Annotated in this window: 11 protein-coding genes; 6 read left to right on the forward strand and 5 right to left on the reverse strand. The window is 48.6% G+C overall.

From position 1 onward, the window contains the following. Positions 1 to 285 precede the first annotated feature (285 nt). The 5 genes from lepA (at position 286) to BGO59_RS22970 (ending at position 6,455) form a co-directional block, all read left to right on the forward strand. Positions 286 to 2,073: a translation elongation factor 4 gene (lepA, locus tag BGO59_RS22950; RefSeq protein ID WP_293687108.1), complete on the forward strand. Its 1,788-nt coding sequence runs from the start codon at positions 286 to 288 to the stop codon at positions 2,071 to 2,073. Between the two features lie 142 nt (positions 2,074 to 2,215). Next, the gene (locus BGO59_RS22955; RefSeq protein ID WP_293687110.1) at positions 2,216 to 2,947 is read left to right on the forward strand and encodes an OmpA family protein; all 732 of its coding nucleotides are present in this window, start codon (positions 2,216 to 2,218) and stop codon (positions 2,945 to 2,947) included. A gap of 86 nt (positions 2,948 to 3,033) precedes the next feature. Further along, the gene (locus BGO59_RS22960; RefSeq protein ID WP_293687112.1) at positions 3,034 to 3,789 is read left to right on the forward strand and encodes an oxygenase MpaB family protein; all 756 of its coding nucleotides are present in this window, start codon (positions 3,034 to 3,036) and stop codon (positions 3,787 to 3,789) included. A 42-nt stretch (positions 3,790 to 3,831) separates the two neighbouring features. Then, the gene (locus tag BGO59_RS22965) at positions 3,832 to 5,214 is read left to right on the forward strand and encodes an L-serine ammonia-lyase (RefSeq protein WP_293687114.1); all 1,383 of its coding nucleotides are present in this window, start codon (positions 3,832 to 3,834) and stop codon (positions 5,212 to 5,214) included. Positions 5,215 to 5,375: 161 nt separating this feature from the next. After that, entirely contained in the window at positions 5,376 to 6,455 is a 1,080-nt protein-coding gene (locus BGO59_RS22970) for an AI-2E family transporter (RefSeq protein ID WP_293687116.1), read from the forward strand. A gap of 70 nt (positions 6,456 to 6,525) precedes the next feature. Here the strand turns inward: BGO59_RS22970 and BGO59_RS22975 are convergent, their stop codons facing one another. Both BGO59_RS22975 and BGO59_RS22980 read right to left on the reverse strand, forming a co-directional pair. Continuing rightward, complete coding sequence (locus BGO59_RS22975; protein WP_293687118.1) at positions 6,526 to 9,030, reverse strand: PspC domain-containing protein; 2,505 nt, start codon at positions 9,028 to 9,030, stop codon at positions 6,526 to 6,528. Between the two features lie 21 nt (positions 9,031 to 9,051). Continuing rightward, positions 9,052 to 9,456 (reverse strand): PadR family transcriptional regulator, encoded by a 405-nt coding sequence (locus BGO59_RS22980; protein WP_080057517.1) that lies wholly within the window; start codon positions 9,454 to 9,456, stop codon positions 9,052 to 9,054. Between the two features lie 429 nt (positions 9,457 to 9,885). On the opposite strand from BGO59_RS22980, the gene BGO59_RS22985 reads away from it, so the two are divergent. Next, entirely contained in the window at positions 9,886 to 10,275 is a 390-nt protein-coding gene (locus tag BGO59_RS22985; protein ID WP_293687121.1) for a hypothetical protein, read from the forward strand. A 54-nt stretch (positions 10,276 to 10,329) separates the two neighbouring features. Here the strand turns inward: BGO59_RS22985 and BGO59_RS22990 are convergent, their stop codons facing one another. The 3 genes from BGO59_RS22990 to BGO59_RS23000 all read right to left on the reverse strand — a co-directional run bounded on the left by BGO59_RS22990 (position 10,330) and on the right by BGO59_RS23000 (position 14,418). Beyond that, positions 10,330 to 11,394, reverse strand: coding sequence for an alpha/beta hydrolase-fold protein (locus tag BGO59_RS22990; protein WP_293687123.1), 1,065 nt, complete (start codon positions 11,392 to 11,394; stop codon positions 10,330 to 10,332). An 80-nt stretch (positions 11,395 to 11,474) separates the two neighbouring features. Then, the gene (locus BGO59_RS22995; protein ID WP_293687125.1) at positions 11,475 to 13,883 is read right to left on the reverse strand and encodes a TonB-dependent receptor; all 2,409 of its coding nucleotides are present in this window, start codon (positions 13,881 to 13,883) and stop codon (positions 11,475 to 11,477) included. 178 nt (positions 13,884 to 14,061) lie between these two features. Further along, a complete protein-coding gene (locus BGO59_RS23000; protein WP_293687127.1) occupies positions 14,062 to 14,418 on the reverse strand; it encodes a nuclear transport factor 2 family protein in 357 nt (118 codons plus the stop codon). Positions 14,419 to 14,496 lie beyond the last annotated feature (78 nt).

The raw sequence follows: 14,496 nt of genomic DNA on the forward strand, positions 1-14,496 counted from the left end.
TGGGGTTGACCACCAGAGATTGTACTGTAGCTAACTGCACCGTGGGCGGTTCGAGTCCCCCTCCTACAGCATTTGGTTTTTAGTTTGTTGATGAAGTGTAATTGAACACGCCGGCTCCTGGATGAGACCGGCGTTTGTTTTTTATGCGTATTTTTGCCGTTTAAACGTGGTATACGGTTTACAGATTTCGGTTTTACACTGACGTACATCATCCCTGGCGTCAGTCAGGTTTGCGCCAGTTCACTGAAAGCCGTAGACTCCAAACCTCAAACAGGATTTTCCTACGTGAAACACATCCGTAATTTTTGCATTATTGCTCATATCGACCACGGCAAAAGCACCCTGGCCGACCGATTGTTAGAATTTACCAAGACAGTAGGCGCCCGCGATATGCAGGCTCAACTGCTCGATGATATGGATCTGGAACGAGAGCGCGGTATTACCATCAAGAGCCATGCTATCCAGATGGAATATATGCACAAGGGTGAGCTTTACACCCTGAACCTGATCGATACACCAGGGCACGTTGACTTTTCCTATGAGGTTTCGCGATCCATTGCCGCCTGCGAAGGTGCTTTGCTCCTGGTCGATGCATCGCAGGGAACCGAGGCTCAAACGATCTCCAATCTCTATCTGGCCCTGAATAACGATCTGGTTATTATCCCTGTCCTGAACAAGATCGACCTTCCGGGAGCTATGCCCGAAGAAATTAAGGACGAGATGGTTGACCTGTTGGGTTGCGATCGGGACGACATTATTCCGGCATCGGGTAAAGAAGGCATTGGTGTTCCTGAAATTCTGGCCGCTATAGTCGAGCGGATTCCAGCCCCAACCGGCGATCCTGACGGAGCCTTACAGGCACTGATTTTCGATTCCCATTTCAATTCCTACCGTGGTATTGAAGTTATTTTCCGGGTTAAGAACGGACGGATTCGGAAAGGCGACAAGGTTAAATTTATGAATACCGGCAAAGAATATATTGCCGACGAGGTAGGCACACTCGGGTTGGATCAGGTACCTAAACCTGTGATCGAATGTGGCGATGTAGGCTACCTCATCTCAGGAATTAAAGTAGCCAAAGAAGTAAAAGTCGGCGATACCGTTACCACCGTCGACAACCCAGCCAGTTCGGCCATTCAAGGTTTTTCGGAAGTGAAGCCAATGGTATTTGCGGGTATTTATCCGGTTGAAACCAGTGAGTTCGAAGACCTCCGCGATGCCATGGAGAAGCTCCAGCTCAATGATGCTGCTCTTGTATGGGAACCCGAAACATCGGCGGCTTTGGGTTTTGGTTTCCGTTGTGGCTTCCTGGGGATGCTTCATATGGAAATTGTGCAGGAGCGTCTGGAGCGTGAATTCGACATGACGGTCATCACTACTGTGCCCTCGGTGCGCTTCGAGGTAATGACGACCAAAGGGGAGGATATTCAGGTATCGGCCCCCGCTGATATGCCCGACCCAAACCTCATCGACTATATTGAAGAGCCATTTATCCGGGCGCAGATCATTACGAAGGCCGAGTATGTGGGTGGTATCATGAGCCTGTGTATGGATAAGCGGAGTATACTTAAAAACCAGGTATACCTTACCGCCGAACGGGTTGAACTCCAGTTCGAGATGCCACTGGCCGAAGTCGTATTCGACTTTTTCGATAAGCTCAAAACGATCTCGCGCGGGTATGCTTCGCTCGACTATGAGTTTATGGACAACCGGGAATCGGACATGGTCAAGCTCGATGTTATGCTCAACGGCGATAAAGTCGATGCCCTCTCGGCCATCGTGCACCGCTCGAAGTCGTACGAATGGGGTAAAAAACTGTGCGAAAAACTCAAGGAATTAATTCCTCGCCAACAGTTCGAAATCGCGATTCAGGCGGCTATTGGCCAGAAAATCATTGCTCGCGAAACCCTGAGCGCCCTGCGCAAAGACGTACTGGCCAAGTGTTATGGTGGCGATATTTCCCGAAAACGTAAACTGCTCGAAAAGCAGAAAAAAGGGAAGAAACGCATGCGTCAGGTCGGCAACGTCGAAATCCCGCAGGAAGCGTTTATGGCTGTTCTGAAAATCAACTAATAAAAAAGCCAGCTCATTACTGAGCTGGCTTTTTTATTATCAAAACAGTCAGCCTATAGATACACTATCGACAGTTTAGATACTTAACAAAAGCGGCATTTTTTTTGCGTTGTGGTTACACAATTGAACAACCATAACCCAAATGCGTGCTTTACTGTCTTTATTCTTAGTCCTGGCGTTTGTGTCAACAACATACAGCCAGAACCTGGCTGTTGCCCGAACCCAGAAAACGCTGTTCACCATTTCGGCAGTTGATGAGAAAACATCCCAGGAAATTCCGGCTCAGTTTACCATTCAGGCGAAACAGGCCAAGAAAAAGTTTGTGGGAAAAAGCGTAGCTGATGGAAAGCCATTTGCCTTCGTACTCACCCGTACCGACACCCTGAATGTAATAGCCAGTTCGCCCGGTTATTACGAAGCCGAAGAACTCATGGTCGTTTCGTGCGATACCTGTACCGATTACGGCTATGTGATCCGACTGGAAAAAGAAGAACCCAAGCCGGATAGTATATTCCGAAATTTACAGGTCAATCAGGCTTTTCGGCTCGACAACGTGTATTTCGATCAGAGTAGCTATGTTCTTCGACCAGAATCGTACCCTCAATTAAATAAGCTCATCAAGACACTGGTTTCGACACCCAAGCTAGTTATTGAAATTGCAGGCCATACCGATAACGTTGGTGATCGACGGCTGAACCAGGCCCTTTCCGAAAATCGAGCCAAGATTATTACTAATTACCTGGTACGTAATGGCATCCCGGAAAACCGTCTTCGCCATAATGGATATGGGGATACACACCCGGCGGCTCCCAACGATACGGAAGAGAATAAACGAAAGAACCGTCGCGTCGAATTTGTTGTATTAGCTATGTAAGTAGGTCATTCTTTGTCATAAATTGCCAGTGAACTGTTTACAGTGAACAACAAGGTGATTCTGAATGACCACGAAATGGCTTTCCGATGACGTATTTCGTAAAACCTGGTTCTATCGTTCGTCAGATATGGGGCGATGCCGATGTAATCTTGCTTGTGTTTGCCGGATCGGCGGCTGAGTTCGCCCTCAACCGAGCTGTCGACTGGTTATTTTATACCGGGAAACTGCCTGCTGACCCAATTGGCCGCTTATTTTCAACCGTGCGCTATGCGCAGGAGATTGTATTTACTCCTGATGAAAAAGCTCGCCAGGCTATTGCCCGAATGGGGTCTATTCATCAGGGAATTGAGCAAAAACGAGGCTATCAGATTCCGGCCTGGGCCTACCGCGACGTGCTCTATATGCTCATCGACTATTCGCAGCGTGCTTTCGAATTATTGAAACGTCCGCTTACTGATACTGAGCGCGAAGAACTATTTACCACCTTTCGGGAAGTAGGTGCCGGTATGGGCGTTCCTGATTTACCAACCACGTATACCGACTGGCAGAAAGATAGGGACTTGCATCTGAACCGTGACCTGGTTCATAGTGAGTTTACGGATCGGCTGTTTCAGCGGTACCGGGAAGAGCTGGGAAACTGGCGCTACGATCTACTCCGACAGGTACAGGGTATTCTGGTTCCTAAACAGGTCCGTCAGTTGCTCGCACTACCCCAGAAGCCTCTCCTTACTTATTCACTGGGGCTATACGGCCTTCTCAATGCGATTGGCTTACGCTCATTTGTGCAGCGGGTTCTTTTGCCAACCGACTATTTGCAGCAGATTCGCGCATTGGATAAATAGAGTACGGTGTACCGTAAACCGAAACTAAACCCTTCATCAACAATGCCCTCCTCGCCTATTACTACATCTGTATTCGATCTGTTCAAAGTTGGGCCGGGGCCATCCAGTTCGCATACCATTGGTCCTATGAAGGCCGCCTTCGATTTTAGGCAGCGACTCGCGCAACTCCCATCCGATAGTCAACAACGGGCCGATACGATTCAAATTCATCTCTACGGCTCATTGAGTGCAACCGGCAAAGGGCATGGTACCGACCGGGCTATTGTGGCGGGTTTGCTTGGCTGGCAACCCGAAACGACCGATCCCGATGCTTTGCTAAAGCTCTTACGGGACGACTCGGTCACGTATTCTGTATCAGTTGGCGCCCAAACGATTGGTATTGGCTCAAAAGATATTTTCTTTCATAAGAAACGCTATGATTCGCCTTATGCCAATACCATGGTACTGAAGTTGGTATCGGACGAGGAAATACTAGCCGAGGAAGAATATTATTCCATTGGAGGAGGGTTTATCCTACGAAAAGGGGAGCCAGACGCTGTCGCGAGTCCGCAGTCGGTCCCCTACCCATACGGGACTATGGCCGAGCTGAAAGCACAGCTTACCAGCCAACAGATAGATTTAGATGAACTGTTGCTGGCCAACGAAATGGCCGTTACAGGGCGTAGTCGTGCAGAGGTCAATCAGCGACTCGACCAGATTCTGGACTTTATGCACAAAGCCGTACGGCGTGGGCTGCGCCACAAGGGTACGTTGCCGGGCTCGATCAGACTGAGCCGTAAAGCGCCGATTCTGTTCAATCAGGCGAAGGAAATGAGCCAGTCTTCCGATAGTTTCCTGATTTTCCTAAATGCGTATTGTCTGGCCGCATCGGAAGAAAATGCAGCTGGTGGCATCGTCGTTACAGCCCCGACTTCAGGCGCATCGGGCGTAATTCCGGGATTGACGTATTTAGCCAAGCATCATTTTCATTACGACAAAGCTACCTTACGAGCGGGTATGCTGGCGGCAGCCGCCATTGGCTTTCTGGTCAAGCACAACGCCAGTATTTCGGGAGCCGAAATGGGTTGCATGGGTGAAATCGGTACGGCTTCGGCCATGGGGGCTGCTTTCCTGACCCGTTGTGCACAGGACAAGGCCAATATTGGCCCGATTGAAGCGGCTGCCGAAATTGCCATCGAACATCACCTCGGCATGACCTGTGACCCAATAGGCGGCTATGTTCAGATTCCGTGCATCGAACGCAATGCAATGGGCGCCGTAAAAGCGTATAATGCGTATTTGCTAGCCACGTCGGGAGCGGCTTCGTTCCAGAAAATCTCGCTCGATGCGGTCATCAAAGTCATGAAAGCTACCGGCCGCGATATGTCGACCAAATACAAAGAGACCTCCGAAGCCGGTTTAGCCCTCAGCGCGACAGAGTGTTAAACAGAGGAGAAAAGCAGGAAGGGAAGAAGGCAGGAAAGGGTTGAGGCTATTCATTCTTTCCTCCTTTCTTCCCTTCCTGCTTTTCTCCTTCCAAAACATTTCCACACCTTTAACATGTTTTTAATGACATACCGTCAACGTATACGGTACCATTCTCTGAAATGAATTCAATTTATACACCCCAACAGCAACGCATTTTATTGATTGCAAGCCTGCTCATTATTGCTGGCTTCATTCTGTTTGGCTTAAGCGGATATACAACGGCTTTCCTGGGAGCAGGCATTTTATATGTAGTTTTCCGCCCCTGGTTTACGGCACTGGCTATTAAACGGAACTGGAACCGATCACTAGTGGCTTCCCTCCTGATTGTTTTTTCGTTAGTGGTCATCATTATGCCCTTCCTGACGCTTAGCCTATTGCTGATCGACCGCATTCAGTATTATAGTCAGCATACTGAAGTGATTCTGAATCTGGTAAAAAAACTTGAAGAGCTTACGGGTTATAAAATTACCAGCCAGCAGAATATTCAGACAATTCTTCGACAGGGCGGTACCTATGCAAGCCGACTGTTGCCATCCATAGCGGGTGGAGCGCTCGATTTTATCGTGATCATCGGCCTGATGCTCTTTACCCTGTATTTCATGTTTGTGCAACAGGAATCGTTTCAGAAAGGCCTCCAGAAATACTTGCCCTTTAAGCGGGATACACAAAAAGAGTTGGCAGAGTCACTTAAAAACAACGTGAATGCCAATGTACTGGGGCAAGCACTGGTTAGTCTGGTTCAGGGAGTTCTGACGGGCCTGACCCTCTGGATTTTCGGCGTACCTGACTCCCTCTTTTGGGGTACCGTTGCCTTTTTTATGGCGTTTATCCCGGTTCTGGGCACACCGCTGGTCTGGGCTCCTGCCGGTCTGATCCAGTTATCGCAGGGCAATACGGGTCAGGGTGTAGGCATTTTGCTGGTTGGTGTGATCGTCATTATCAACATCGACAATCTGCTTCGTATCATGCTCGCCAAACGGATGGGCGATATCCATCCGCTCGTTACACTGGCAGGTATCGTACTCGGCGTTCCTATCTTCGGCATTATCGGTCTGGTCATCGGCCCTCTACTCGTCTCCTATTTCATCGTACTGATTCAGGTGTTCGAACGAGAGAATAAGAAGCAGGAAAAAGAAGCCGCCCTAGCCGAAGAACGCCTGGAGAAGGCCGCAGAAAAGAGTGAAAGAGCGAAAGAGTGAAAGAGCGAAAGAGCGAAAGAGCGAAAGCAGACTTACGTCAGCTCACTCTTTCGCTCTTTCACTCTTTATTTTACTGCCGCGTCACCTTACTAGCTCCTGAAGTTTCGGAATCGAGGGAACCAACATGACCCAGATCCGCGTGGCTGGCCCCGTTAGCATCAACAGAGGCTCGATCGATGTTCATTCCAGTAGCTTCCAGTTTGCAGGCTCCGCTCAGCTCGGCATCCAGTTGGTTGGCATGTCCGTGCAGTACGGTATTGGAAGCCCCCGACATATCGAGATCCAGTTTATCCACTTCACCATCGAATACGGTACGACAGGCCCCGCTCATACCGATGGTCAAATGGCCGTACCGCTCGAATCCGGTCAGACTGGCTTTCGATGCCCCTGACAACTGTAGTTCATCGATCGCCTTGGGAAGCGTGATAGTCAATCCTATGCGCTTACGATTATTCCAGTCGAATATACCGCGCCGATCAATGAATACTTTTAAGGTATTCCCCTCTACTTTGACGGTAACATCCTCTAGATCTTTTTCACGACCATCAGCCACCACTTTGTAAGTATCCCCCTTTCGGAAACGTACGACAAATGCCCCACCGACATCGACTTTCGAAAAATCACTGACGTTGAACTGTCGGGTATGATCGCCGATATGGTCGAAATCGTCCCCTAGTTCACTGGCAACGGCATTCTGTACATCTTCCGTCAGATCGGTCACGTCGTTGTCTTCATCATTAGCATCACGATCTTTTTCCCGTGGGTAGTTGATGCAAACCAATCCTTCAACTTTGGTGAACTTCCAGATACTCGATTCCATCCGATCAAACTCTTTTCCGCCAAACTCATTACGGATAAATCGGGCAAACTCGCGGGTCATTCGGAATGGCTTCTCGTAAGGCACCAACAGTTCCATGTCCAGATCCTGACCCCGGAAACGGGATTTGGGCGCTAACTCAATGGTTTCATCGAAACGAACTGTCGAATCCTTAATGGTATATACATACCGGATCTGGCGGGCGTTGGCCTGGGCATCGGTCCGAGAACGGCCCTGGGCTCGGAAATACTGCACCAGATTCAATGTAGTGCCTTCGTATCCTTTTAATTCAATAGATGGTCGCCAATTATCGTCGTTTTCCACATCGTTCATCGCGAAGGTCGGAATAGCCGCCGGAACGTTCAATACCTTGGTTTCTTCAACCGTACCCCGGCGCTGGAAGCTGCTGAACAAAGGGGTTACAGTGCCGCCAAAGATGACCAGACTCACCAGCCAGACACCCGCCAGAGTCAGGGCTGTACGGCTGCTCAACACACTACGCATTACAATCAGCATGATCCCAAGTATGGCCAATCCAAAAGCAGGAATAAACCCGACCAGAAAAGCCGCCAGCACCATGGGGGCCGTAATGTCATCCCGAATCATATCGATAGGCAGGTTACCCAGATGAGCGCCCGATTCAAACCCGATGAACGCTCCTGCTACCGCCAGACAGCCGATCATCAAGGCAAAGGCAAGAATCAGCATGAGTACGCCCGCAAAAATCCGAATGACAGCCACAACCGCATTCAGAAACGGCCCTAAAGCACTACCCAGTCCACCGATAATGGTTGCGATAGCCCGGAACGGAAACAGCAAAATACGAGTCAGTGTACTTTCGTTATTCGGCGATTCGTTGATATTCAGGTTCTGCTTAATGCTGTGCTCGATATTCGACAGCGTAATGGGTTGCCCCTGCATTTCCATCTTTTCGGTAAGCGTATTGGCTTGCGGAGCAATCATCCAAAGAACGATGTAAAGCAGAAACCCAACGCCAAACAGGATAATGCCCAGCACAAAAAGCAATCGGATAATTCCGGTATCGACGCCGAAGTAGGCCGCAATCCCTGATGCTACCCCGCCCAGTACTTTATCTTCGGGGTTCCGAAAGAATTTCTTGACGGTTTTATCATCTTCAATCGTGCTAACCCCCGGCAGAGCAATCCACATAGCAATGTATACAATCAGGGTAAAGCTCGAAACACCGGCTCCGAATTCATGACCGAGTGGGGGCAAGGCCAAAAACAAGGTCAGAAAAATCAGGCGTACCCATACAACGTCGATGTTGAAGTAATGCGCCAGACCGGCACACACCCCACCCAGGGTTTTCCGGCGTAGATCACGCACCAGCCGACGTGGTTCAAGAGATGGGCTTGGAGCGAAGGGCTTAGGGTCTTGCGCAGTGCTCTGACTTCCTGTGTTTTTGGGCCCCTGCCCCATGCTGCTAGCCGAGTTACGTCCGCCAGTGGTTACGAGAACTTCCTCCTCCTCCACAGCTTCGAAATCGGCAACGGTACCCATGGCAGCCACGAGTTCGTTGACATCTTCCAGTGAAACAGCCTGCTTATCAGCCGCTTTCAATTTCACCAGCAGCTTTTCGGCAATTCGATTTTCGATGTCGGTCACGATTTCCTGGCTATCCTCGTAGGTGGAAAAGTACTGCTGTACCGACGTGAGGTAATTTTTAAGCTTGTCGTAGCCATCCTCTTCAATATGGAAGATGACGCCACTAATATTAATACTTATTGTCTTTTTCATGGCTATTGAGAAGAGAATAGGTTAAGCGTTGGCAGATGGAGTGGTTGGATCGGATGGTAGAACAGGCGACGCACCATTAGCCGGTTTCTTGTGCTGCTCCGCTTTCCCAACAATGGCATTGACTGATTCGGCCAGTTCCTGCCAGGTTTCGTTGAGGGCATCCAGCGAAGAGCGACCCAGCTCGGTCAGGATATAATATTTACGAGGGGGCCCTGACGTCGACTCTACCCATTTGTAATCGAGCAGACCGGCATTTTTCAATCGGGTTAGCAGTGGGTACAGGGTACCTTCCACAACCATGATTCGGGCGGAGGTCAGCTCGTCGAGCATATCGGAGGCATAGACTTCGCCCCGCGATATGATGTGCAAGATGCAGAACTCCAGGATGCCCTTCCGCATTTGCACTTGAGCGTTTTCAATATTCATTGGTATATAGAATTTCGTTAATTTCTTAATTCAAAGGTAGTAAAAGGTACTATGCGATGCAAGGTACTTTGCTTTTTTTCAGATGCGATACTGGACCAGTGGTAAAAAAGACGGGCTGAATGGTTATTTTATTCGTATTCTTTTTACAGCATTCAGAATCGTTACAGGTAAAATACATTCATTGCAGACATTCCACCAACCTCACGCCTGATACATTCATGACAAACTCTACCAGTTCTTACTATTCTACCAAGAAACGCATTATCGGATCGTATTAAATGGGGAGCATACTCGTGTGCGGAATAGTCGATCAAGCGATACTTTCTTAAACTAATAACCGTAGAGGCAGTTATTTCATTAAGAAACAAAAACATAGCCTGTTCCAGGAGATAGAAACAGTTGTCTGTTCCTAGTCAACATTGCATGATCATGACCGATAAAACACTAAAAAAAGTAGCCCGAATTGCCCTGGGAGGTAGTTTGATAGCCGCCGGTATAAGCCACCTTACAGTTGCCCGCAAGGAATTTCAAGCCCAGGTGCCTGATCCGATCCCTTTACCGAAAGACGATACCGTTGTGTACTCGGGCATTGCCGAAATTGCCTTAGGAAGCAGTCTTATCCTGGCCAACAAAGCCCGTCAGAAAGCAATCGGAAAAATAGCCGCTACATTTTTTACCGCTGTTTTTCCTGGTAATATCTCCCAGTACGTCAATAAACGGAGTGCGTTTGGTCTGGATACCGACACAAAGCGATTTGCCCGCTTATTTTTTCAGCCGGTACTGGTGTATTGGGCGCTGAAAAGTACAAATAATGTGTAATCGCAACGATCGGTTGTTAGAGCCTAACTAGCTTCATCGCCAGCATTCAGGCAATTACTTTTTTGCGGATAAATGCTTCGAAAAGAAAGGAAGCATTTTCTGCTCGATTCGCTCGGCAATGCGATTGATGTGATCGCCTTCATATTCTTCGTACGTGTGCGTGATCTGATAACTAGTCAGGATCTGATCCAGGACCTTATTACTGGCGGCAATGCTCTGGTCACGATTGCCCGCATCGAAGGCCAGCGCATTCAGCTGCTTTATATTCATGATGTACTGGTCGATCATGGCTAGAGGGGCATTAGCGGCCCATTTAGCGGCAACAGCGGGCTGGGGTTGGCCGTTTTCAATCGGCAGATCAATAAAAAACGGCGATTTAGTTGGATTGGGCGACCAGGCTGCCGCCGACGCAAACATAGCCTGCGTGCCAAAATCAGCCTTCGCAACATCATCGGGTGTTTTTATCGCTTCGATTTTGGTAATCAGTTCGGGAGTGAACGTCCGATTCGGATTGGCCGTCATGCAACACGGGCTTAGCAGGTACAGGCTCGAAAAGATTTCCGGGTGCTTTTGCCCAATTCGTATGGTACCATATCCACCCATGGAATGCCCTGCTAATCCACGACTGGCTGCTTTCGGGATGGTCCGGTAATGCTGGTCAATGTAACTGACCAATTCTTTCGCCACAAAATCCTCCCAGTTACCTGTCGTTACCGAGTTGGAGTACATGCTTCCCCGATAGCGAGTGTAAGCATTGGGCGTAACGATGATCATTTCCTGTGCCTGCCCACTGGTAAATACCTTATCGACTACTGTTGGCAAGTTGATCCAGTGCTTGGTTACACCGTACCATTGACCATCGTTGTCGGTAAAGCCATGCAGAAAATACACAACCGGATACCGTCGTTTCGACTCTTTTTTATAGCTGGGAGGTAAGTAAATCGATACGTCCCGGTCGGGCGAATCCCCTTCCAGGTTGCCCTCCAGACCTTTCCCATGTACCTTAATACGCTCTACAGTACCTTGTAAGGTAGTCTGGCCGTAAACTTGTGTACAGACGATCAGACCAAATAGGCTCGCGAAAACCCAGAAATAATTAACAAACCGGACTCGATTCATGAGAGGGATTTAGGCTAGTTTATGTATCTAACCAAAGACTAAACCCCTCTTTTTTTAACTAATAAGGTTCTGAGCGTTCCTTAATTATTACCATCTCCGCCTTTCTTATCGTCGTTACTAATCCGCTTTTTCTGGCGCTGGCTGCTGGACATTTTCCCGAATTCATATTTCAGGTTCAGCCGCCAGCCCCGACGATACATGGATATATCCTGAGTTTGAACAAAATTGGGCCCTACGAAGTCATTCCGCCAGCTAATGGTTTCGTTGAATGGGTTATCGTAGCCAAAGCCAATAGTGCCTTTCTTTTTCAGGACTTCCTTCTGCACCACGATGTTGTAGAAGCCAAAGCCGCCGTATGAACCTTGCAGGTTTACCCGCGCCGAATTGTAAAAGCCGAAGAACTGAGCTTTGATTCCTTTCCCGAAATCAACGGAGGAGTTCAGATTGATCCGATACATCCAGTCTGCGTTGCGGGTTTTCAGTTCAGCGCTTTCCAGCACATTGTAGAACACGTTGAGCGATCCGTTCACCGACCACTGCTTCGTTAGTTTTGTGTTGGCACTCAGGTTAAAGCCATAGGCTGAGTTCTGGGCCACATTCTGAAAAATCTGCTTCAAAACCCCCTGATCATCAACTGTGTTGATGCTTTCGATAGCGTTGTTGGTCTGCCGCAGAAATGCCGACAGGTTAAGGCTTGTTTGCTTGATGGAAATGCTGTAATTGGCTTCTACGGAGTGGGTTAACTCCGGCTTTAGATACGGGTTGCCCCCATACAGGTTTTTCGAGTCGGATTGATTGACGTAGGGATTCAGGTAGTAAAATTGTGGTCGCTGTATCCGTTGCGAATAATTGAACCGGATTTGCTGCTCCTTTTTGAGCGACCGCGACAGACTGACGCTGGGGATGAAATTGCCATATGTGCTCGAAAAAGGGGCAGTACCATTCAGGAAATTGGCCTGAATAAAGGTATGCTCGTAACGGGCTCCCAGGTTGATTCCCCAGTTCTTCTTAGGGGTTCGGCTGTACACGACATAACCCGCTACCACCTGTTGGGCGTAATCGAATACATTGGCCAGCGATGGCTGATCCGAAAAGTTGGTCGAACCGTCAACGGCATTGGCTATACGATAGTCGCTGAGGATCTGTCGAAAGATGGTTTTGGTGCCCAGTTCGAGTTTACTGATGCTATCGAGCGGATTCGTAAAATCGAGCTGAATCGTCCCTTCTTTATTGTTATTGATGTTGTAGCTTTTCTCGCGATAATAAACGGTATTCTCCCGGTTTAACAGATTCGACCAATAGTCACTGTCTTCCCCTTCAAAGGAGTACATCATCAGGAAGTTGAGTTCCTTTTTGGGCTTTTTGAACAGCCGTGTATAGTCAAGGTTCAGTGTGGCACCCGCCCAGTCGTAGGTACGGCTCATATCCCGATGAAAATACTGGCTGATAACGCCCTGGCGGCTTTCTTCAAAGTCAATGTTAAAGCCATTGGTGTTATCACCATTGTAGTAGTTTATGCCAGCCCCCATCCGGTTCAGCGAATCAATGTCCCAATCGGCATTGAAATTGGCATAGACGTTTTGACCATTGCCGATGACCCATTGTGGCTGGCGTTGATTCGTGGTCACGCCTTCGGCGGAGAATGACCGCAGTAATTCAATGTATCGCTTATTTTTCCAGTCGCTGTATCCCCCATTGGCCGACAGGCTGAGGTTCTTCATGCGGTGGTTGATGCTGGCATTCTGCCAGTTGTTCCACTGACTGAAATTGGGGCTAATAGAGCCATTGGTCCCCTGCAAACTGTTTTTCTTTGTAATGATGTTAATGATACCAGCTGTTCCTTCGGCATCGTATTTAGCTGATGGCGACGTAATTACTTCGACCTGCTTGATAATATCGGCTGGTATCTGCTTCAACGCATCGGATATACTCCGGGCAACTATACTCGATGGTTTGTTATTGATCAGAACCTTGATGTTGGAGCTTCCCCGTAGTTGTACGTTCCCCTCAATATCGACGGCTATCGACGGAATTTTCTTCAGCACATCGGTCGCATCGCCCCCTTTCACGCTGATGTCTTTTTCGGCGTTATAAACCATCCGATCCGATTTTTCCTCAAACAGAGATTTTTGCTCCGTCACGGTTACTTCGGCCAGTTTCTGTACGGCCTGGCTCAGTTTGATCACACCTACGTCCAGATCCTGCCCAGCCACAACGTTAATCCCCTCAACGATTTTGGGCGTATACCCAACAAATGTAAACTGAAGGCCATACTTGCCAGCCGAAGCCTTTGTGAACACGAACTTACCACTGGCATCGGCCGTAGCGCCATCGACAATTTTACCCTCTTTCAGCAGGGCAACCGTAGCAAATTCAACGGGTTTATTCGCTGCTGAGTCGAGTAGCGAGCCCGAAATTTTGGTTTGTTGAGCCAACAAGATTCCTGTACTCGACGCAAGCGCGAGCAGCGTAAGTAAAAACGATTTCATAGGATATGTCGATTAACGACGAGGTCTTTTGTGTAAGGAGTGCTGAGAGAGGTTGCTGTGCATTAAAGTCACATTAAAGACGACTGAGCAGGCAAAACGTTGCAACCGTTTTCATTTTTTCTATAAAATAAAAAAGCCGCTGGCTGTCCAGCGGCTATAGTAACTAACACAAATACAGCTAGATGCGTTGAATATCCATCCGTTTAATCAGGCCATTTTCAAATTCATAGATATGCTGTATCTGTTCATCGGCCAGCGTATGTCCTGCATAATCGCCAACTACCTGATGCACATCGACAGTCACCCGCCCATCGTCATCGGTTGTACAGCGCTGGGGTTCCACATGCGGATTGAGCTCCTCCCATTGCTGTGTCCAATAAGCTCGTATGGCGTCATGCCCAATCACTCGCCCCCCTTTCCAGCCGTTGGGCCAATCAATGTCCGGGTGCATGGTAGCCAGGGCAGCATCAATTGCCCGTGCATTAAACGCTGCATAGGCAGCTATCAGAACTAAACGATGGTCAAAATCAGCCATATACGAGGAAGTCGATTGTCCTCGTAAAGATCACCTCTCCTCACTATAGATGCGTGTCGGTTTACGTTGAGATTTTCT

The sequence above is a fragment of the Spirosoma sp. 48-14 genome, from assembly GCF_001898575.1.
GTDB lineage: Bacteria > Bacteroidota > Bacteroidia > Cytophagales > Spirosomataceae > Spirosoma.